The sequence below is a fragment of the Pseudoxanthomonas sp. LH2527 genome (genome assembly GCF_022539275.1).
GTDB lineage: Bacteria > Pseudomonadota > Gammaproteobacteria > Xanthomonadales > Xanthomonadaceae > Pseudoxanthomonas_A.
The window spans coordinates 70,833-91,431 of the sequence record NZ_JAKZBW010000010.1; the positions used below are offsets into that span (position 1 = coordinate 70,833).

The window sequence follows — 20,599 nt, forward strand, 5'->3', positions numbered from 1 at the left end:
TCTGCTGCACCGGGTCCACGTCAGCGATCCAGCGGACTGAGCACGGCGCCCGCGCCGCGGTTCAGGACGTGCGTATAGATCTGCGTGGTGGCGACATCCTTGTGCCCCAGCAGTTCCTGCACGGTACGGATGTCGTAGCCACTCTCGATCAGATGGGTGGCGAACGAATGGCGCAGCGTATGCGCGGTCACCGGCTTGACGATGCCCGCCTCGCCCTGGGCGCGCTTCAGCGCCCGCGACAGCATCGCTTCGTCCAGGTGATGACGCCGCCATCGTCCGTCGCGTGGGTCCAGGCTGATGTTGCGCGCGGGAAACACGTACTGCCATCCCAGCTCGCGCGCCGCTGAGGGATATTTGCGCGACAGCGCATGCGGCAGCCACACCTCGCCGGCGCCGCGCGCCAGATCCTGGCGGTGCAGTACATGCACGCGCTCCACTTCCGCCTGCAGTGCCGGCACCAGCGATGCAGGCAACACCGTCCGCCTATCCTTGCCGCCCTTGCCTTCGCGCACCGTGATCTCGTTGCGGCCGAAGTCCACGTCCTTCACCCGCAGGCGCACGCCTTCCATCAAGCGCATGCCGGTGCCGTAGAGCAGCCGCGCCAGCAACGCCATGCGGCCGTCCATGTGGGCCAGCAGGGTGCGCACTTCGGTTTGCGACAGCACGGTCGGCACGCGCAGTGGCCGCTTGGCACGCACCACGTCATCCATCCACGCCAGCTTCAGGCCCAGCACTTCGCGATAGAGGAACAGCAGCGCCGACAACGCCTGGTTCTGCGTACTGGCCGCAACCTTGCCTTCCACCGCCAGCCCGGTCAGGAACGCCTCGACCTGCGCAGCACCCAACTCACGCGGATGACGTTTCCCGTTGACCAGGATGAACCGGCGAATCCACCCCAGATACGCCCGCTCGGTCCGCAAGCTGTAGCGACCGACCCGCAACTTGCGAACCACGGCCTCCAGCAAGCTTCCTTCCTCTACCCCCGCATCCCCACCCGATACCGCCCCGCCCTCCGGCTGATAATCCATGGCCACCGCGTTCCATGCGAATAATGCCGACAACCTCGCATGAGGGATGAGCGCGAGCCATCAGGCAAGGCATTGTTCTCACATAAGAAAATCCCGATTGACGCATCCCGGGCAAGCCTGAATACTTCGCGTTATGCGTGGGTAGATGTTGGTGTTGTCGGCTTCGGTGATTCGGCGATTTCCGCTGTGTCGTTGTCTTAGACGTTGATCGGACGCTGACGCAACCTGACAGAGGACAGCTCCCCGCTTCGCTTCACTCGGCTTCGGACGCATGACGTACTCGCCGCTCGGCATAGGGATGGCTTCATGACTTTCGGATTTGCGGCGCTGTCGGCTTCGGTCTTTGCTGGCCTCGACCTGTTCCGAGCGTGCGGACTGTTCGTCCGTGCCCGCGGTCTAAGGGTTACGTTGCGGGTCGCTGGCTTCGGGTTTACCTTGGCGCGCACAACAAGTCATTCAAACCGAACCCGCTTCGCGCGTCGACTTAATTCTGGCGTTAGAGCCCACAGGGGAAATCATGGCAGTTGACCTTAAAAGCATGCACTTCGGGGCGCCCGCTGCGGAGCGCGACATCAATGTCGGTCTTGTCGAGTACTTCTTCGAGTCTGAGGCCTTTAAAAGAATTGCAGATCGGAAGAGAACGATTCTTCTCGGAAATCGCGGAACGGGGAAAAGCGCGATTTTCAAAATACTGGGTGAGAGAGCCCGCGCAAGCGGTGAAATCGTACTGGAGCTAAATCCAGAAACATATTCCTACGAAATGCTTTCCTCAGTTTTGAAAGCTGAGAATGAAGGCGCCTGGGCAAAACACGGCGCCTTCTCGTCCTCTTGGAAATACTTGATTCTCGTTAAAGCGATGCAAGCGCTTTCGAAAAACGGAAAAAAGATCAAAACCGGGCCTTCCGCAAAGATATATGAATATCTCCGGGACAAGCACGCCGACTCTCAAGATAACCCTATTTCAGTCTTGATTTCCTACCTCAAGAGAATTGAGGGACTAAAAGTAGGCACCTACGAGGCAAGTGTAAAGACCAAGCAACTAGCAAGTCTGTACCAACTTCAGGAGTTGGAGCCAATTTACGATTCGCTACGCGAACTACTCAAGTCGCAGAAGATCATCATCATCATCGATGAGCTAGACAAGGGCTGGGATAATTCAGAAGATGCTCGCTCATTCGTTTCTGGTCTTTTTCAAGCGTCGATCTGGCTGAATGAACAGTTCCCAGGCTTGACCACGTATATCTCGCTCCGCCAGGAGTTATACGACAGCATTCCATCGCTGTACGACGACACTCAAAAGTACCGAGACCTCATTGAAACGATTCGCTGGAACGAGGAATCCTTATTGACAGTCGCAGCGAATAGAATCAGGCATTCCTTTCCATACCTGAAGCACAAAACAGACCAGGAGGCATGGAATGAGGTCTTTGCTGAAACGCTTGCTTACCGCAAAGCAAAGTCTTTCAACTACTTGGTAGACAGGACGCTCTACCGTCCTCGCGAGCTAATTCAATTCTGTTCTGATGCGGTCGACGACGCTCAAAGTGGCGGCGCCGCTCCGATCGATTACAACACCATCTCAAGAGTGGAGCTTGACTACTCTGCCGCGCGAAATAAAGACATCGCCTCAGAGTACAGATTTCAGACGCCCGGACTGGAAAGCATCTTTGAGGTGTTCCGCGGAAAGGTCTATCTTTTTGATCGAACTGATCTCGAGTATCTCTGCCTGCAAATCTGCGAGGGTGACATTAAGACATCTTCTGGCGCCTCTTGGGTTCGAGAGCAGAGTTACGACTATTTGATTGACCTCCTATGGAGTATCGGTTTTTTGCGGGCAAAAGCAGTTGGCGGCCTCAAAGCGCAAAGGCGAAGCGGAAGCTCCTACGTGGGCCCACATCAAGTTTCCACGTTGAACTTAAATTCGATTGGAAGCTTTCAAGTACACCCCATGTTCCGCGCCGCCCTGGGAATGAAAGAACCCAAGAATGATCCCGCAGGTGAAGTCTAACAATTCGGCCAAGTCGTGGCCGCAAAGCGGTCCGGCTTAACTCAGGCATTAGGTCTCATAAGGACATTGGCCATGAACTCGACAGACAGCCAAGACGATTCGCCGCTTGATGCCGAGGGCTTGCAGGCTGCGAATCGCCCCGCGCTCAGTAGAGACCTCCAAGCCGTACGTTACGGCAATCACGGAGATGTGTATGAGCGGCAAGCGGTATTCAGATGATTTCATAGTCAAGAGCACCGAGTAAATGCTCGATCATGTTGGCCACCGCGTCGGCCATCGGATTTGAGCATTTTCGAGCGTCCTCTTCTTTCAAGTCATCATCGCTCACCATCAAGGACGGCATGGTTCCATGAAACCCACCAACGCATATCGAATCTGCTCCCTAGCGGCGTGCCTGTTGTCCCTCCCGCTGGCAACGCAGGCTTACACACCGGTCTCGACAACGCTTCCCGCCGTTCATGACGACCCGTCACTGGTTGGCAGGACTGTCAGGGTCGACGCCTGCATGGCCCTCCCGTTGAGCGCGAACCCGCACCGCGAGGATGACCTGGTGGTTCTCTACCCGTGTGGACAGACTGTGACGGATGGGGTGCCCGAACATGCCATCGTGGGACGTATCACCTCGGATCGCGTCGTCAAACCCTTCAAGGATGCAGGGATCGAATTCACCGGCGAGGTCAGCGCCACGTTCACCGGCCCCCTGACGAAAGTGGATGCAGGTGACGGCGAATCGGACGCGTATTTCGTACTGGCGATAGAGAGCGTGTCCGGTCCCTCCGAACGACACCGTTGACACGCATATCGGATCGCCTGAAGACCTGGCAACCCATCACCCGGAGGCCACCATGCCGATCATCCTGCGCAACATCGCGGCCGTCGTTGTCGGCTTGGTCCTGGGCAGCGTGGTGAACATGGCGATCGTCATGCTGGGGCCCGCGCTGGTTCCGCCGCCGCCCGGCGTCGACATGACCACCGCCGAAGGCCTGCAACAGGCCATGCACCTTCTTGAGCCAAAGCACTTCGTCGCGCCCTTCCTTGCCCACGCATTGGGCACGCTGGTCGGTGCACTGCTGGCCTACGGAATTGCCGGCAGCTGCAAAGCGCTGTTCGCCTGGGTGATCGGCGTGCTGTTCCTGTTCGGCGGGATTGCCGCGAGCTTGATGATCCCGGCGCCCACCTGGTTCAAGGCCGTCGACCTGCTGTTCGCCTACCTGCCGATGGCGTGGCTGGCCACTCTCATCGGCGCACGCATGCGCCGTTCCCGCACCGGTTGATGCCCGAGGCGGGCTGCCCGACGATGCTCAGACGGCGTCGTGGGCCAGTTCGCGCAGCTTGCCTTCGTGCAGCTCCAGCACGCGGTCCAGCCGGCGCGCCAGGCGACGGTCGTGGGTCACCAGCACCAGGCTGGTCTTGTGCGCCCGATTGAGGTCGAGCATCAGCTCGAACACCGTCGCCGCCGTCTTTTCATCCAGGTTGCCGGTCGGCTCGTCGCCCAGCACGCAGGCCGGCTGGTTGACCAGCGCGCGCGCCACCGCGGCGCGCTGACGCTCGCCACCGGACAGCTCGCCCGGCTTGTGCGCCAGACGGTGGCCGAGGCCGACCGATTCCAGCAACAGCCTCGCCTTGCCCGACGCGGCTTCGACCCCGGCGCCACCCAGCATCACCGGCATCATGACGTTCTCCAGCGCGGTGAACTCCGGCAGCAGGTGGTGGAACTGGTAGACGAAGCCGAGCGCCTGGTTGCGCAACTGGCCGCGCGCGGCATCGGAGAGCGACGACATCTTCTTGCCGGCGACATACACCTCGCCTGCCGTCGGCGTGTCCAGACCACCGAGCAGGTGCAGCAGCGTGCTCTTGCCCGCGCCGGAGGCGCCGACGATGGCGACGGTCTCGCCGGGCTGCACGTTGAGCTCCAGCCCATCGAACACCGGCGTGCGCAGCGAGCCTTCGGCGTAGGTCTTGCCCAGCGCTTCGGCATGGACCACGGCGGAACGGATGACCTCATTCATAGCGCAGCGCCTCCGCGGGCTGGGTGCGGGCGGCGCGCCACGCCGGATACAGCGTGGCCAGGAAACTCATCGTCAGTGCCACGGCCGCAATCGTCACGACCTCACTGCCGCTCAGTTCGTACGGCAGACCGGTGATGTAGTAGACGTCGGGCGGGAGCAGCGTCACTTTGAACACCGCCTCGATGGCGGCCAGGATGTATTCCAGGTTGATGGTCAGCAGGATGCCGCCGACCACGCCAAGCACCGTGCCCATCACGCCGATCAGCACGCCCTGCACCATGAACACCTGCATCACCCCGCGCGGCGTCAGCCCCAGCGTGCGCAGGATGGCGATGTCGGCCTGCTTGTCGGTCACCAGCATCACCTGCGAGTTCACCAGCGAGAACGCGCCCATCAGGATGATGAAGGACAGCAGGATGCCCATCACCGTCTTCTCCATCTTCAGCGAGTGGTAGAGGTTGGCGTTCTCGCTGGTCCAGTCGCTGATGCGGTACGGACCCTGCAGCCGCAGCGCCAGGTCGCGCGCGACGTCCCAGGACTGGTACATGTCGTGCAGTTTCAGGCGCACGCCGGTAACGCCGTCGCCCATCCGCAGCACGCGCTGCAGGTCGCCCATGTGGACCAGGGCGAGGTTCCGGTCGACGTCGTTGTGGCCGACCGAGAAAATGCCGCTGACGGTGAAGCGCTTGATCTTGGGCATCGCACCCATCGGCGTGCCCTGAAAGTCGCCGGCGGTCACCACGACGCTGTCGCCGACGCCGACGCGCAACCAGGCCGCCAGTTCCTGCCCGAGCAGGATGTGGAACCCACCCGGCTGCAGCGAATCCAGCGTGCCGGACTTCATCTTGTCGCCGATCACCGAGACCTTGGGCTCCTCGCCCGGCAGGATGCCGGTGACCAGCGCGCCCTGCGGATCGGCGTTGCCGGTCAGCATGGCCTGCACGTGGATGAAGGGCGCGGCACCCGAGACACGGGGGTCGGCCATGGCGATTTTGGTGGCCTGCGGCCAGTCCTGCATCGCCTCGCCCGCGCCCATGACGGTGGCATGCGCGGTGGCCTGCAGCAGGCGGTCACGGATCTCGCGCTGGAAACCGCTCATCACCGACAGGGTGGTGATCAGGATCATCACGCCCAGCGCGATGCCGAGCACGGAGGCGAGCGAGATGAAGGAAATGAAACCGTTGCGGCGCTTGGCGCGGAGATAGCGCAGGCCGATGGCGACTGGGATGGGTTTGAACATGTGCCTATGGTGCCCGATCCCTCCGATGCCGCCCAGCATCCCCCTCGCCCGCAGCAAGCCGGAGTTCACGCCGCTGGGTGGCCGGCAGCGTGTCCGGCCACCACGCCGCGTGCTGCCAGCGACCGCCGGCGCTTGCACGCCAGCGCAGGAACGCCAGCGGACCCCGCCAGTGCAGGCGCGCGTCGAACATCGGCAGGCCGTCGACCGTCGGCGGGCGGTCGTTGCCGGGGAACCAGAATGAGAGACGCGCCCTGCGCCCTTCCCTGCACGCCAGCCACGCACCCTGCGCCAGGGCGAGCGCCGCCAGCGGCCAGGCGAACAGGCGCGGCATCTCACAGGCCAGCACCGCCACGGCAGCCAGTACGCCCAGCAGGATCAACAGCGCCTGCAGCAGGCGCGAGGGCCGCCACTCAAGCCGGCAGTTGACGGATCCGTTCCACCAGCGCGGCGAGTTCCGCATCGGGACAGTGCTCGTAGCCCATGAACCAGCGCCAGAGCTTATCGTCCTCGCAATCGAGCAGGCGTAGGAAAACCGCCCGCTGCGGCTCGGATTCGGTCGCCCAGCAGCGGTCCAGATAGCGGCCGAACAACTGGTCCAGTTCGCGCATGCCGCGACGGCAGCGCCAGCGGATGCGCTTCAGTTCGGGATCGTCGCTCATGCCGCCACCATGGCCAGCGCCAGCCGCACCCAGAAGGCGATCAGGACCAGTGTGGCCAGCGCATAGGCCACGAAGCGGGTCATGACATGGTTGAACGTGCAGTGGACCAGGCTGTGCACGGCGCGCAAGGCGATGAAAGCCCAGGCCAGGGCAAGCGATACGCCGTCGGAGACGCCGAGCTGTGCCGCCAGCAACACGCCGGCGTAGAACAGCACCGGCAGCTCGAACAGGTTGCGGAAGTTGTCCGACGCGCGCGTATCGACCAGCAGGCGCACCGAGTCCGCCGCGTTGGCGAGCGACTGCGCATCGATGCGCTTGCGTGCCATCTCACCCAGTCGCAGTTGGTACAGCCGGACCCACACCAGGAAGGTCAGGCCGACCATCGCCACCGCGGGCCAGAGGATCGCCGTGGCCGGTGCGTCGCTCATGGGATCAGGCGCGACGCGCCATCATCAGCTTCTTGATCTCGGCGATCGCCAGCGCCGGATTCAGGCCCTTCGGACAGGTCCGCGCGCAGTTCATGATGGTGTGGCAGCGGTACAGCTTGAACGGATCTTCCAGATCATCCAAGCGCGCACCGGTGTCCTCGTCGCGCGAGTCGATGATCCAGCGGTAGGCCTGCAGCAGGATCGCCGGGCCCAGGTAACGCTCGCCGTTCCACCAGTAGCTCGGGCAGCTGGTCGAACAGCAGGCGCACAGGATGCACTCGTACAGGCCGTCCAGCTTCTTGCGGTCTTCCGGCGATTGCAGGCGCTCGCGGTCCGGCGGTGCCGGGGTCTGCGTGCGGATCCAGGGCTTGATCGAGGCGTACTGCGCGTAGAAATGGGTCAGGTCTGGCACCAGGTCCTTCACCACGTCCATGTGCGGCAGCGGATAGATCGGCACTTCGGCCTTGCCGCAATCGCCGATGGCCTTGGTGCAGGCAAGCGTGTTGGTGCCGTCGATGTTCATCGCGCACGAACCGCAGATGCCTTCGCGGCAGGAGCGGCGGAACGTCAGCGTGGGATCGATCTCGTTCTTGATCTTGATCAGCGCGTCCAGGACCATCGGGCCGCACTTGTCGAGATCGATCTCGTAGGTATCCGTGCGCGGGTTGGCGCCGTCGTCCGGGTTCCAGCGATACACCTTGAAGGTACGCACGTTCTTGGCGCCCTTCGCGGGGAAGTGCTTGCCCTTGGTGACGCGCGAGTTCTTCGGGAGGGAAAATTCGGCCATGGCTCAGATCCGGGAATGGGGAATAGAGAAAAGGGAATGGATGGGAGCGGGCTGAGGACCGCGGCAGATACCGCCGCCTTGCCCATTCCCTGTTCCCGATTCCCTATTCACGGCTTTCAGTAAACGCGCGGCTTGGGCGGCACCACGTCCACGTCATTACTGAGCGTGTACATGTGCACGGGGCGGAAGTCGAAGCTGCACGTGCCGTCGTCGGCGACGTTGACCAGCGTGTGCTTCTGCCAGTTGACGTCGTCGCGCTCGGGGAAATCCTCGTGCGCGTGCGCACCGCGGCTCTCGTGGCGCTGTTCGGCCGAATTGATCGTGGCGACGGCGCTGAGCAGCAGGTTGTGCAGCTCGTAGGTCTCGATCAGGTCCGAGTTCCAGATCAGCGAGCGGTCGCTGACCTTGACGTCCTGGAAACTGGAGAAGATGTCGGCCATCTTGTCGCAGCCTTCCTTCAGCGTCTTGCTGGTGCGGAACACGGCGGCATCGGACTGCATGGTGCGCTGCATGTTGTCGCGGATCACCGAGGTCGGCGTGTCGCCGTTGGCATTGCGCAGCTTGTCCAGGTGCGACAGCGCCTTGTCGCAGGCGTCGCCGGCGAGCGGCTTGTGCGACGAGCCGCTCTTGATGGTTTCGGCGCAGCGGTTGGCCACCGCGCGGCCGAACACCACCAGGTCGAGCAGCGAGTTCGAGCCCAAGCGGTTGGCGCCGTGCACCGATACGCAGGCCGCTTCGCCGATGGCGTAGAGGCCGGGCACTACCGCATCGGGATTGTCGCCGACCTTGCGCACCACTTCGCCATGGTAGTTGGTCGGGATGCCGCCCATGTTGTAGTGCACGGTCGGGATGACCGGGATCGGCTGCTTGGTGACGTCCACGCCGGCGAAGATGTGGGCGCTCTCGGCGATGCCGGGCAGCTTCTCGTTGATGACTTCCGGACCCAGGTGGGTCAGGTCGAGCAGGATGTGGTCCTTGTGCTCGCCCACGCCGCGGCCTTCGCGGATCTCGATGGTCATCGAACGGCTGACCACGTCGCGCGAGGCCAGGTCCTTGTAGTGCGGGGCGTAGCGCTCCATGAAGCGCTCGCCGTTGCTGTTGCGCAGGATGCCGCCTTCGCCGCGCACGCCCTCGGTGATCAGGCAGCCGGCGCCGTAGATGCCGGTGGGATGGAACTGCACGAACTCCATGTCCTGCATCGGCAGGCCGGCGCGCATCACCATGCCGCCACCGTCGCCGGTGCAGGTATGGGCCGAGGTCGCCGAGAAGTACGCGCGGCCGTAGCCGCCGGTGGCCAGCACCACGCCATGGGCGCGGAACAGGTGCAGCGTGCCGGTGGCCATGTCCAGCGCCAGCACGCCGCGGCAGGCGCCTTCCTCGTCGAAGATCAGGTCCAGCGCGAAGTACTCGACCATGAAGCGCGCGTCGTGCGCCAGCGACTGCTGGTACAGCGTGTGCAGCATGGCGTGGCCGGTGCGGTCGGCGGCGGCGCAGGTGCGCTGCGCCGGCGGGCCTTCGCCGTACTTGGTGGTCATGCCACCGAACGGGCGCTGGTAGATCTTGCCCTCCTCGGTGCGCGAGAACGGCACGCCGTAGTGCTCCAGCTCGATGATCGCGGGAATGGCCTCGCGGCACATGTACTCGATCGCGTCCTGGTCGCCCAGCCAGTCCGAGCCCTTGATGGTGTCGTAGAAGTGGTAGCGCCAGTCGTCCTCGCCCATGTTGCCCAGCGCGGCGGAAATGCCGCCCTGCGCCGCCACGGTGTGCGAGCGGGTCGGGAAGACCTTGGTCAGGCAGACGGTCTGCAGGCCCTTGGCGGCCAGACCGAAGGTCGCGCGCAGGCCGGCGCCGCCGGCGCCCACCACGACCATGTCGTACTTGTGTTCGGTGATCTTGTAAGCGGACATGTGGCTCAATTCCCCAGCGCGATGCGGGCCACGGCGAAGACGCTCACGATGGCGCCCAGCACGGCGATGAACTTGACGGTGGTCTGCACCGCGAGGGCGAGCAGCGAGTTGTGTACGTAGTCTTCCAGCACGACCTGCAGGCCGAGCTGGGCGTGCCAGAACATGGCCACCAGGAAGCCGACCAGCAGCATCGCATTCCACGGCCTGGCGATGGCGGCGGTGGCGGTGACGTAATCGGCGCCGAGCAGGCTCAGCACGAACACCAGGAACCAGACGGTCAGTGCGACCAGCGCGGTCGCGGTCAGGCGCTGATGGACGAAGTGTTCGGTACCGGTCTTCGCCGAGCCGAGGCCGCGCGCGTTCTTGATCGGGGTACGGAAATCGCTCATGCGCCACCTCCCAGCAGCACGTAGCCCCAGACCAGGGCGGTGATGACCAGGCTGGCGATCACCGACAGCCAGCTGCTGCGCACGAACGTGGCGATGCGGTAGCCGATGGCAAAGTCCTGCACGATGTGGCGGATGCCGTTGCACAGGTGGTAGGCGAAAGCCCAGGCCCAGCCGAACAGGAAGACTTGGCCGTACCAGGCGCCGGCCTGCGCGGTGACGCAGTTCCAGGCGTCCGGGCCGATCATCAGCGCGACCAGGCCCGCCGTGATCAGCAGGGCGCCCGCGGCGAGGACGATGCCGGTGGCGCGGTGCAGGATGGAGGTCACCATCTGGATCTGCCAACGGTAGACCTGCAGATGGGGGGAAAGCGGACGTTGTGGAGTCGCCATTCGTTGCGCTCGTTGTCTCGGCTGGGCGGTTGGACCGCGTTGGCTTTACGTACGTTGCTCAGAAATCGATGCAGCGCCCGTTCTTTTCCCAATCCCCGTAACGCGTGGGCTCGGGCCCGTCGCGGCCACCGATCTCCTTCTGCACGGCCGTATCTGCTGCCCCTTCGCCGGATGTCGGCGGTGGGGTATCGGACGGCTGTGTTCTGGGATCGGGGTCGGGAACCGGGGGAGTTTGACCTATCATGGCGGTCTCGCAACGCACAAAATTTTAATCCTCGCCCCCGTGGCTTACAACCTTTCTCCTACCACTGCACCGTTTTTCAGCCTGCCCGACCATACGCTGGTAACGCTGGAAGGCCCGGATGCCGTGGCTTTCGCCCACGCGCAGTTCGCCAACGATGTGGTCGCGCTGGCCCCGGGACAATGGCAATGGAATGCATGGCTGACGCCCAAGGGGCGCGTGATTGCGGTGTTCGCGTTGGCAAGGCTGTCCGCCGATCGCCTGTGGCTGGTGTTGCCCGATCATCCCGCCGCGGCGCTCGCCGAAGCGCTGCGCCGGTTCGTCTTTAGACGAAAGTTGAAGATCGACGTGCCGGGCGACCTCGCGGTCAGCGGCACGTTCGCCGCACCGGCCCGTGCGCAGGGCGCCACGCTGGACGACGCCGACGGCGTGCTCGAACTGGATGTGGGAGGCGACGGTGGACCGCGCACGTGGCACATCGGTCCTCCCGCCAATGAGGATCCGGCATCGCAAGCCGCCTGGCAGGTCGCCGACCTGCGCCATGGCCTGCCCCGCCTGTCGTCCGCACAGCGCGAGCAGTGGACCCCGCAGCAACTGGCGCTGGATCGCCTGTCCGCCTACAGCGTCAAGAAGGGTTGCTACCCGGGTCAGGAAATCGTCGCGCGCACGCATTTCCTCGGCAAGGCCAAGCGCTCGCTTCAATGCTTCACCGTCGACGGCACGGTCGCCGACGGCACGCCGGTGCGCGATGACGAGCGCGATGTCGGCGAAGTGGCCTGTGTGGCACAGGAAAACGGCGGCAGCGTTTTGCTGGCCGTGATGCCGCTGGAACATGCCGGCAGTGGCCTGGTCGCCGATGGCCACCGGCTCGTCCGGCAACCGCTGCAGGAAGGCCTGCGCCGCTGAGGTCGTTCCGCGCGTCGATTGATCCACGTCAATGACGTGCCGGCGGCGCAACCCGAGACTGCTGTCCGATCCGGACAGGAGCCTGCGCATGCAGCATGACGTCATCATCATCGGCGCCGGCCCGGCCGGACTGTGCCTGGCGAAGGCGCTCTGCGACCTCGACCTGAAGGTGGCGCTGGTGGAGCGCCACCCACGCGCCGCCATTGCCGAGCCCGCCTTCGATGGACGCGAGATCGCGTTGACGCACGCATCGATGCGCCTGCTGCGCGACCTCGGCATCTGGCGACACCTGCCGGAGGACGCGTGCTCGCCGCTGCGCGCGGCCAGGGTGATGGACGGCGACAGCCTGCTCGACATGCGCATCGAGGCCGGTCTGGCCGGCAAGCCGGCACTCGGCATGCTGGTGCCGAACCACCGCATCCGCGAAGCCGCCTGGAAGGCGGTCTGCGACCTGCCACGGCTGGACCTGTTCGACAGCGCGCGCGTCCACACGATCCACACCACCGCCGACCACGCCTGCGTGACGCTGGACGACAGCCCGCGACTGACAGCGCAGTTGCTGGTGGCCGCCGACAGCCGCTTCTCCGAAACACGCCGCGCGATGGGCATCGGCGCCGACCAGCACGACTTCGGCAAGAGCATGCTGGTCTGCCGCATGCGTCATGAGCAGCCGCACCATGGCGTGGCGTGGGAATGGTTCGGCCATGGCCAGACGCTCGCCCTGCTGCCGCTGCAGGAGCATCTGGCTTCCGTCGTCGTCACCCTCCCCGACAGCGCGGCGACGCGACTGGCGGGGCTGGAGGCGGACCGCTTCGCCCACGAGATCGAACAGCGCTACGGTCATCGTCTAGGCCACATGCGGCTGGAGAGCAGTCGCCATGTGTATCCGCTGGTCGGCATGTACGCGCGCCGCTTCGTCGGCCGCCGCTTCGCTCTCGTAGGCGATGCAGCCGTAGGCATGCATCCGGTGACGGCGCATGGTTTCAATCTGGGACTCGCCAGCGTGGAACGGCTGACCGTCGTGGCGCGCGAAGCATTGCAAGGCGACGGCGACCTGGGCGGCGCCGAGGGATTGGCCCGCTACGAGCGCCGCCACCGTCGCGGATCGCGTCCGCTTTACCTCGCCACCCGTGCCATCGTGGCGATGTACACCGACGACCGCGCGCCCATCCGCCTGCTGCGCGAAACCGTCCTGCGTGTCGGCCAGCGGGCCACCCCGTTCCGGCGCATGCTGGCACGCACCCTGGCAGACGAACGCCCGCCGAACCACCGACCGTAGCGTGCGCTACGCGCACGACTTCCGGAACGATTGATCTACCCCGCGTCGTGCGCATGGCGCACGCTACGAGGCGACACTGCGCGCGCTTGCACGACCGCGAGAACGATGCATGGACCGCTGGCCGTAGCGTGCGCTGCGCGCACGACCTCATGAACGATTGATCTATCCCGCGTCGTGCGCATGGCGCACGCTACGGAGACAGCCAGGCCTCGAACCGGTCGAGGAACAACTGCAGCCGCTTGCGCAGGCGTTCATCGGTGACGGTGCCCCCGGCGTCGATCTGGCCTTCGCGGTACTGGATGGCGATCTCGGGCTGCGGCAGCACGGCGACATCCACCGCTGCCAGCACGTTGCGTAGGTGCTGCTGGGCCGACACCGTGCCATGCGCGCCCGGCGACGTGCCGATCACCGCCGCACGCTTGCCCGCGAACGAATTGCTGCCGCCCGGGCGAGTACCGATGTCGATGGCATTCTTCAGCACGCCCGGGATGGAACGGTTGTACTCCGGCGTGACGAACAGCAGGGCATCGCAGACTTCCACCTGCTGCTTGAAGCGCAGGCCGGCCGCAGGAAAATCCGCGTCGTTGTCCTGGTTGTACAGCGGCAGGTCGCTGATGCCGATGTCCTCGAAGACGAAGCGGTCACCCGCCAGCACCTGCACGGCACCGGCGAGCTGGCGATTGAAGGAACCGGCGCGCAGGCTGCCGATGATGACGCCGATACGACGCGTGGACATGTCCGTTCCTCAGCGGGTGGGGACCGCCATCATGCCAGCCGGTCGGCCGCCGCAACGATGTCCTCGTCACCGGGCAGCACCAGGAACGCCGCACTCGCCAGCGGCGTGTACGTGTCCGCACCCACAACGCGCTGGAACGGCCGGGCCGCGTAGCCCGCTTCGGCGATGGCGGTGATGACGCCCTCGCCGACGCCGGCGGCATGGCGCCCTTCGTCGACCACCAGGATGCGCTTGGCCGTCTTCGCCTGCGCCGCGATGAAGGCGGCATTGAGCGGCACCAGCCAGCGCAGGTCCACCACGCGCACCTTCCAGCCATGCTTGTTCCCGATACTGCGCGCGGCACGCAGGCTCATCGGCACGCCGTTGCCGTAGGTGAAGACGACCAGGTCGTCCGCATCCTCGTTGTACACCCGGCCTTCGCCCAGCGGCATCGCCTCGTCCTGTGCGGGATACGGGAACAGCCACTGGCCGTCACCGGCCTCGTGCAGGTCCTTGGTCATGTACAGCGCGATCGGCTCCAGGAAGATCGACACGCGGCCATCCACCTTCGCCAGCGCGGCCAGGGTGCGCAGCATCATCGCCGCATCGTCGCCACGCGACGGACAACCGACGACCAGGCCCGGGATGTCGCGCAGCGCAGTGATCGAATTGTCGTTGTGGAAATGGCCACCGAAGCCGCGCTGGTAGCCCAGGCCGGCGATGCGCACCACCATCGGATTGCGGTACTGGTTGTTGCTGAAGAACTGCAGGCTGGCGGCCTCGCCGCGGATCTGGTCGCAGGCGTTGTGGAAGTAGGCCAGGTACTGGATCTCGGGGATCGGCAGCATGCCCAGGTTGGCGTAGCCCTGCGCCAGGCCAAGGATCATGGTCTCGTCGAGCAGCGTGTTGAACACACGCGTGCCCTTGAACGCCTTCTGCAGACCCTTGGTCACCGTGTACACGCCGCCCTTCTGCGCCACATCCTCGCCGAACAGCAGGGTCTCCGGGTATTTGCAGAACAGGTCGTGCAGCGCGTTGTTGATCTGGATGGCGAGGTGACGCGGCGGCAGCTTCTCCGGCAGCTTGTCCTCGCTGCCGAACGCGGCGACGCGCTTCTCGTGTGGTGCGCTGCGCACCGCTTCCTTCGCCACGGCATCCGGCGTGCAAGGCGCCAGGGGTTCCATCACGTGTTCCAGCGTGGTGATGCGCGGTCGGCGGTCGGCGTCCTCGGCGGCGGCGAAGCAACGCGTGCGGGTGGCTTCGTACAGGTCCAGCAACGCCTCCTTCGACAGCAGCCCGGACTCCAGCGCGATCGCCGCCGAACGCAACAGCGGATCGGTCGCCTCCACAGCGCACAGTTCCTCGAGCGGCCGCCATTCGATCTCGAAGTCGGTGCCGGCGTGGCCCATGATCCGGGTGGTGCGCAGGTGCAGGAAGGTCGGGCGACGCGTGCGTCGGCAGTGCTCGACGGCCGTCTGCACCTGGCCGTAGCCGGTCGCCAGGTCCAGGCCGTCGGCGTGGAAGTAGTCCAGGTCCTTGCGGTCGCGGAAGTTCCGTCCGATCCAGCCCTCCGGCGTCTTCACCGAAATGCCGATGCCGTTGTCCTCGCAGACGAACAGCACGGGCGCCGGCAGCTTCTGGTACGCGGTCCACGCCGCCGCATTGAACGCGGTCTGCGCGGTGGCGTGGTTGCTGGAGGCATCGCCGAACGAGCAGATGGCGATGCTGTCGTCCGGAATCGGCAGCGCGTGACCGATGCGGCGCGCCTGTTCGATCGCCACGGCGGTGCCCAGCGCCTTCGGCAAATGCGAGGCGATGGTCGAGGTCTGCGGCAACACCCACAAGGGCTTGCTGCCCCACACCTTGTGGCGGCCACCGGAGGCCGGATCGTCCGCGCTCGCGGCAAAGCTGAGCGCCGAATCCATCACCGGGTCCATCCCCGGCAGCTTGCGGAAGCGCTCGGCCATGAAGCCGCCGCTGCGGTAATGCAGGAAGGCGGGATCGGTATGCCGCGTCAGCCGCGCCACCATCGCATTGCCCTCGTGCCCCGAACTGCCGATGGTGTAGAAGACCTTGTTCTGCACGCGCAGCACGCGTGCCATCAGATCGAGATGCCGCGAGATCAGCTGGGATTCCAGCAGTTCGATGAAACCCTTCGCGTCCAGCCTGCTGCCCGGCAGTACCGCATCACCGGCCGCAGGCGTCGCGCCGACATGCCCGTTCCACGCCTTCACGAACTCGATGAAGTTCTGGTCGCAGATCTCGGCACGGTTGAGGCCCTTCATGCGGGCCGGAATCGGATGATGTGCAGTCATGTGCTCGCTCAGGATCGGGAAGCCGCCAGGCGCGCGGCGACGTCATCGCTCACGCCCGGCATGGGAACGAAACCCGGCGTGGCGCGCGCGCGCACCAGCCAGTCGGTGATGCGCGGACAGGCGGAAAGATCGAAGCCGCCGTCCTCCGCGCAGTGGGTGTAGGCGAACAGCGCGATGTCGGCCACGCCATAGGCGGGGCCGGTGAACCAGGCCGCATGTTCGAGATGCTTTTCCATGACGGCCAGCGCCTGCTCACCCCGCTCCTGCAGGCGCGGCAGCTCGGCGCGGCGCGGCGAATCCAGCGGCGTCCAGCCACGGATGAAGCGCGCCACGGCGATGTACGGCTCGTGGCTGTACTGCTCAAAGAACAGCCAGCTGAGCGCCTGCGCACGCTGCCAGGCATCGGCCGGCAGATACGGACTGCCTTCGGCCAGCCAGCAGAGTATGGCATTCGACTCGACGAGGATGGAGCCGTCGGCGCGTTCCAGCATCGGCACCTTGCCGTTCGGGTTCTTCGCCAGATATGCGGGTGTGCGGGTGCCGCCATGGGCGCTGTCGACTTCGACCCAGGTGTAGGGACGACCGAGCTGTTCCAGCAGCAGGCGGACCTTGTGGCAGTTGCCCGAGCTGGACATGCCGTGGACAGTGACGGGATCAGGCGACATGCGGATGCTCGGGAACGGACAGGCGGGCGGCCTTGGCGAGATCTTTCGCGCGACCGAACGCGAGCAGGATGCGACGTTGCTCCTGCCGCGTCGGAATGGGCACGGCGACGCCTGCGATATCGATGCGCATGTCGTCGTGCACCCGCACGGGCTGCCACCCCGCCTCCGTCATCAGTTCCAGCCCGCCCATGACTTCCACCGGCATCGGCAGATGGACGAAACGCGTGAAGGCGGAGCGGAAGCGGGTTTCGTCGGCGGGACGGTAGGCCGTATCGACATGGTCGCTCCATGCCTCGCGCAGGCGCAGCGCATCCTGACGGCTGCACAGCACGTCGATGTCCTGCGGCACGATGCCGGCAACGCCGGCCAGCGTCATCGCGGCACTGCCGATGATCCACCAGGGATCGCGGAATGTCCGCGCCATCTGCGGCAGGGCCTCGTGCAAGCCTGCATGTAGCGCGGACGTCGGGGTCACGCTTGCGCGGCTCTGCGCGCCTGCCACTGCGCGCGCGTCTGGCCCCAGACTTCGACCGGTTTCTCGTGGTGCGGTTCGGGCAGGCGATCCATGCGCAGGTAGGTCGAGCCGAGCTTGGCGGCCACCGACTTCGAGTTGGCGTTCTGCGGATCGATGGTGTGGATCACCTCACTCCAGCCCAGATGGTCGAACGCCCAGTCGATGCTGGCCGCCGCGGCTTCGGGAGCGTAGCCCCTGCCCCACGCCTCCCGCGCGATGCTCCAGCCGACCTCGGTGCCCGGCCAGCCTTCGGGCTCCCAAGGCCCGACCCGGCCCACCCAGCGACCACTCGCCTTCTCGATCACCGAGAACATCCCGAAGCCCTGCAGATGCCAACTGCCCAGCGTCGCCGCGAGGCTGCGCCACGCCGGCGAACGCGCCTGCATGCCGCCGATGTAGCGCGTGGCGTCCTCATCGGCGCCGAAGGCCGCCCAGGCTTCGTAGTCGTCCCGTCGCGGCAGGCGCAGCAGGAGACGCGGGGTTTCGAGCTGGAAATTGGAAAGGTCCATCGTACCTATCCAGGGAGGAAAAAGAGGACCAGAACCAGACCGGCACACACCAGAGGCAGGACACTGACACTCACCACCAGCACGCCCTTGCGGAGTCGCGTACCCGCGACTCCGGCGCAGGCGCCTGCCAGCGACGCCAGCCACCACACCATGCCCACGACGACCAATGCGATCGCCGTGATCTGGGCGGGCGCGCGCGCAGGATCGCCGACTTCGTCCATCCAGTGCAGACGGAATCCTTGTGCCAGCATCGCCAGCAACAGGAAGAGCGTCATTGGAATCTGCGCCAGGCCATACGCCCGGCGCATGTCAGCGTAGGCCACGCGATGGCCGAAAAGCCGCAACGCCCATTGCAGCAGGGCCGCGAAGAAGAACCAGCGCAACACCATCAAGACGAAACCACCAATCAGCACCCCGACCGCGAACGGCATGGGTTTGACGAACAGGGTCCCGCCTCTTTCGAAGGCAACCTCTACCAAGGCCGCTGCCAAGCCGAACAAAGTGCCAATCGCCAGGGTGTCCGTGGACAGCTTCATGGCGACGGTCCGCCTCGGTCGATACAGCATGCCCGCCACCAGCCATCTGGCTCGCATCAACCAAAGGCCGGACGCCGAGGCCATCGCCAACAACCATGCGAGCACCGGCCACAGCCAGTCGCGGGGCTCCAGGCTCGGCATGGGCCACCCGGCTGCCAGGTCAATGTCGTACTGCAGCAGTTCACGCATTTCGCGCAGGTCGTTTCGCACACGCATGTAGTCCGCCGCTGGCACTTGGTCGGCAAGCCGCTTCCACTCCACGGTGATCTTCATCATGTTGCGCCGGACTTCGATCTGGCGGCGGAAGTGGAAGTAGGCGTTCTCGACGATGTCCTCGCCCGCTTCAACGCTCCAGCCGTCGGGATGGAAACTGCGTACCACCTGCCGCCCGTAACGCGGACCGCCCAACGACAAGGGCGTGCGACGCGCCGCCTGCTCCGGCAGCATGGGCGCCCAGTCCAGCAACTGGAACGGGATGATGCCAAATACCGATCCAGCGGCTTCACCACTCCACTCCAGCGTGTAAGCCTCGCTGACGTTGACCTCCTGTTCGCCGTCTGACATCACCGGCGCGCGGGATGCGCGGAGGCCTTCGTAATAGTTCTGCATATAGGCGAGGTAGCGCTTGCCCACGGCATCAGCGCCCTCGCCTACGAAGTTGGCGCGAATGCCCTCCGCCTGCCCCGGGCGATAGCGCGTCTCCACGAGAAAGTCAGCCTTGAACGAGTCGTCCTTTACGCTGAAGTCGAGCCGCTGGTCGACGTCCACATCCGGCTCGGTGGGGAACGGCGACGGGATGTCTATCAGGCGATCGCTGTCCGCAGCCACGGCCAATCCCCGACCGAAAACCAAGGGCGCCCTCCCCGACAACGGACCACGCTCGCGTTCGCGAGTGGGATCGATCCACACGCTTCCGCGGGGCAGTTGGGCCCTCACCACCACGTGGTCGAATGCAAGCGGACTCGCCATGCGCATGGCGATCGTGGCGCGCTGACGGCTATTGACCAGCACCGGCGAAGCTGGAATCCCGGCTTCGTGCAACAACGCGATCAACAACTGCGTCTTGTCCTTGCAGTCGCCGAAACGGCGTTCGACCACCAGTTCGGGACGATTGGGCGCATGGGACTGAAGCCCCATGTCGAGACCGGTGTACCGCACCTCGCCCTGCACGAACGCGGTGGCGCGCAGCAGCGATCCCTCTGCGTCAGCGGGATCGAGTTCCAGCCGATCCGCGAGTTCCCGTGCCATCGCACGATCGCTGAAACGACCGGGATACAAGGGCATCGCCCATTGCGCGACGTCGCGCCAGTCCCGCGCCGTGGATATCTCCACTTGGCGGGTCTCCTCGAAGCTGTCCGGCGTGCCGTCTTCTTCTTCCAGCTTCGGCAGATTCACGCCGCGCAGCTCCCACCAGCGTCCGCGCGCGCTTGTTCCGCTGTTCGCCACGAACCCTTCGGGCGTGACCGGCAAGGTCATCGTCATGTCGGCCGGGTACTCGGTGCGGATCACGCGTGTACCCAGGGGCACACCGTACTGCGTGTTCCAGTAGTCGTGATAGCCGCGACCGAAGACAGGGTTGTAGCCTTCGATGGTGTAACGGTACTCGACACGATCGTGCACGCGGATGTCGGGGATGGTCACGGACAGTTCGCGATTGCCGTCGATCAACCCATCCTCCAGTCCCGCCTCACGGCGCAGCACTTCAATCCGCGACTGTCCGCGCCGGTTCAAGCGTTGCCCGTCGCGCCACACATCGATGGCATGCACGACAACGCGCTGGTACGCCGGCTGGTAGCTGATACTGAACTGGCCTGCCGACGACAGGCCACGTTCTTCCGCCACCTCGTAGCTCAGCCAACGGCGCCAGACAGGATGCTCGCCTGTAAGGTCGACGCGATCGGCCACACCCAGGTAGCGCACACCGTCCGCCGCCACCGGCGTCGCCTCACGCTCGGGATACGTCCACGGGGTTGGGCCTGGCGTGTCGTCGGCGAGCCTGTAGTCGGCCGCGGAGAGTGGCAATGCGGCACAAGCCGCCAACAACAGCGCGGACACCGACGCTCCCCAGCGTCTGC

At 65.1% G+C, this 20,599-nt stretch carries 23 protein-coding genes; 5 read left to right on the forward strand and 18 right to left on the reverse strand.

Features of this window, described 5'->3' with window-relative positions; translation table 11 throughout:
* Nucleotides 1-20: 20 nt before the first annotated feature.
* Nucleotides 21-965, reverse strand: a complete 945-nt coding sequence (locus tag MMG85_RS07760) for an integron integrase (RefSeq protein WP_241045524.1) — start codon at nt 963-965, stop codon at nt 21-23.
* Between the two features lie 580 nt (nt 966-1,545).
* On the opposite strand from MMG85_RS07760, the gene MMG85_RS07765 reads away from it, so the two are divergent.
* Complete coding sequence (locus MMG85_RS07765) at nt 1,546-3,036, forward strand: hypothetical protein (RefSeq protein ID WP_241045525.1); 1,491 nt, start codon at nt 1,546-1,548, stop codon at nt 3,034-3,036.
* Nucleotides 3,037-3,247: 211 nt separating this feature from the next.
* Here MMG85_RS07765 and MMG85_RS18450 read toward each other — a convergent pair whose 3' ends face one another.
* The gene (locus MMG85_RS18450) at nt 3,248-3,379 is read right to left on the reverse strand and encodes a hypothetical protein (RefSeq protein WP_277399782.1); all 132 of its coding nucleotides are present in this window, start codon (nt 3,377-3,379) and stop codon (nt 3,248-3,250) included.
* A 6-nt stretch (nt 3,380-3,385) separates the two neighbouring features.
* On the opposite strand from MMG85_RS18450, the gene MMG85_RS07770 reads away from it, so the two are divergent.
* Together MMG85_RS07770 and MMG85_RS07775 are read left to right on the forward strand one after the other, a co-directional pair.
* Complete coding sequence (locus MMG85_RS07770; RefSeq protein WP_241045526.1) at nt 3,386-3,829, forward strand: hypothetical protein; 444 nt, start codon at nt 3,386-3,388, stop codon at nt 3,827-3,829.
* A gap of 52 nt (nt 3,830-3,881) precedes the next feature.
* Complete coding sequence (locus MMG85_RS07775; protein ID WP_241045527.1) at nt 3,882-4,310, forward strand: hypothetical protein; 429 nt, start codon at nt 3,882-3,884, stop codon at nt 4,308-4,310.
* A 27-nt stretch (nt 4,311-4,337) separates the two neighbouring features.
* Here MMG85_RS07775 and lolD read toward each other — a convergent pair whose 3' ends face one another.
* The 10 genes from lolD to MMG85_RS07825 form a co-directional block, all read right to left on the reverse strand.
* A complete protein-coding gene (lolD, locus tag MMG85_RS07780; protein WP_055944170.1) occupies nt 4,338-5,045 on the reverse strand; it encodes a lipoprotein-releasing ABC transporter ATP-binding protein LolD in 708 nt (235 codons plus the stop codon).
* Nucleotides 5,038-6,285, reverse strand: coding sequence for a lipoprotein-releasing ABC transporter permease subunit (locus tag MMG85_RS07785; protein ID WP_241045528.1), 1,248 nt, complete (start codon nt 6,283-6,285; stop codon nt 5,038-5,040). Before MMG85_RS07785 ends, lolD begins: the two co-directional genes overlap by 8 nt.
* A 4-nt stretch (nt 6,286-6,289) precedes the next feature.
* The gene (locus MMG85_RS07790) at nt 6,290-6,745 is read right to left on the reverse strand and encodes a hypothetical protein (protein ID WP_241045529.1); all 456 of its coding nucleotides are present in this window, start codon (nt 6,743-6,745) and stop codon (nt 6,290-6,292) included.
* Nucleotides 6,696-6,944, reverse strand: coding sequence for a succinate dehydrogenase assembly factor 2 (locus tag MMG85_RS07795; protein ID WP_241045530.1), 249 nt, complete (start codon nt 6,942-6,944; stop codon nt 6,696-6,698). Before MMG85_RS07795 ends, MMG85_RS07790 begins: the two co-directional genes overlap by 50 nt.
* Nucleotides 6,941-7,372, reverse strand: coding sequence for an MAPEG family protein (locus tag MMG85_RS07800; RefSeq protein WP_241045531.1), 432 nt, complete (start codon nt 7,370-7,372; stop codon nt 6,941-6,943). Before MMG85_RS07800 ends, MMG85_RS07795 begins: the two co-directional genes overlap by 4 nt.
* A gap of 4 nt (nt 7,373-7,376) precedes the next feature.
* Nucleotides 7,377-8,159, reverse strand: a complete 783-nt coding sequence (locus tag MMG85_RS07805) for a succinate dehydrogenase iron-sulfur subunit (RefSeq protein WP_055944159.1) — start codon at nt 8,157-8,159, stop codon at nt 7,377-7,379.
* 116 nt (nt 8,160-8,275) lie between these two features.
* A complete protein-coding gene (sdhA, locus tag MMG85_RS07810) occupies nt 8,276-10,066 on the reverse strand; it encodes a succinate dehydrogenase flavoprotein subunit (RefSeq protein WP_241045532.1) in 1,791 nt (596 codons plus the stop codon).
* A gap of 5 nt (nt 10,067-10,071) precedes the next feature.
* Nucleotides 10,072-10,455 (reverse strand): succinate dehydrogenase, hydrophobic membrane anchor protein, encoded by a 384-nt coding sequence (gene sdhD / locus MMG85_RS07815; protein ID WP_241045533.1) that lies wholly within the window; start codon nt 10,453-10,455, stop codon nt 10,072-10,074.
* Nucleotides 10,452-10,844 (reverse strand): succinate dehydrogenase, cytochrome b556 subunit, encoded by a 393-nt coding sequence (sdhC, locus tag MMG85_RS07820; RefSeq protein ID WP_241045534.1) that lies wholly within the window; start codon nt 10,842-10,844, stop codon nt 10,452-10,454. The genes sdhD and sdhC overlap by 4 nt, the downstream gene beginning before the upstream one ends.
* A 58-nt stretch (nt 10,845-10,902) precedes the next feature.
* Nucleotides 10,903-11,088, reverse strand: a complete 186-nt coding sequence (locus MMG85_RS07825; protein ID WP_241045535.1) for a DUF1674 domain-containing protein — start codon at nt 11,086-11,088, stop codon at nt 10,903-10,905.
* 39 nt (nt 11,089-11,127) lie between these two features.
* Here MMG85_RS07825 and MMG85_RS07830 point away from each other — a divergent pair, with 39 nt between their 5' ends.
* Both MMG85_RS07830 and ubiM read left to right on the forward strand, forming a co-directional pair.
* Nucleotides 11,128-11,991, forward strand: a complete 864-nt coding sequence (locus MMG85_RS07830; protein ID WP_241045536.1) for a folate-binding protein — start codon at nt 11,128-11,130, stop codon at nt 11,989-11,991.
* Between the two features lie 88 nt (nt 11,992-12,079).
* A complete protein-coding gene (ubiM, locus tag MMG85_RS07835) occupies nt 12,080-13,270 on the forward strand; it encodes a 5-demethoxyubiquinol-8 5-hydroxylase UbiM (protein WP_241045537.1) in 1,191 nt (396 codons plus the stop codon).
* 190 nt (nt 13,271-13,460) lie between these two features.
* On the opposite strand, the gene MMG85_RS07840 is transcribed toward ubiM, so the two are convergent.
* The 6 genes from MMG85_RS07840 to MMG85_RS07865 are packed head-to-tail and all read right to left on the reverse strand — an operon-like array spanning nt 13,461 to nt 20,579.
* On the reverse strand, nt 13,461-14,006 hold the full coding sequence (locus tag MMG85_RS07840) for an NADPH-dependent FMN reductase (RefSeq protein WP_241045538.1): 546 nt from the start codon (nt 14,004-14,006) through the stop codon (nt 13,461-13,463).
* A 29-nt stretch (nt 14,007-14,035) separates the two neighbouring features.
* Nucleotides 14,036-16,300 (reverse strand): thiamine pyrophosphate-dependent enzyme, encoded by a 2,265-nt coding sequence (locus tag MMG85_RS07845; protein ID WP_241045539.1) that lies wholly within the window; start codon nt 16,298-16,300, stop codon nt 14,036-14,038.
* An 8-nt stretch (nt 16,301-16,308) separates the two neighbouring features.
* Entirely contained in the window at nt 16,309-16,965 is a 657-nt protein-coding gene (locus tag MMG85_RS07850) for a glutathione S-transferase family protein (protein ID WP_241045540.1), read from the reverse strand.
* The gene (locus MMG85_RS07855; RefSeq protein ID WP_241045541.1) at nt 16,955-17,410 is read right to left on the reverse strand and encodes a hypothetical protein; all 456 of its coding nucleotides are present in this window, start codon (nt 17,408-17,410) and stop codon (nt 16,955-16,957) included. The genes MMG85_RS07850 and MMG85_RS07855 overlap by 11 nt, the downstream gene beginning before the upstream one ends.
* 26 nt (nt 17,411-17,436) lie before the next feature.
* Entirely contained in the window at nt 17,437-17,988 is a 552-nt protein-coding gene (locus MMG85_RS07860; protein ID WP_241045542.1) for a GNAT family N-acetyltransferase, read from the reverse strand.
* A 5-nt stretch (nt 17,989-17,993) separates the two neighbouring features.
* Complete coding sequence (locus MMG85_RS07865) at nt 17,994-20,579, reverse strand: DUF3857 domain-containing protein (protein WP_241045543.1); 2,586 nt, start codon at nt 20,577-20,579, stop codon at nt 17,994-17,996.
* Between the last annotated feature and the right edge of the window lie 20 nt (nt 20,580-20,599).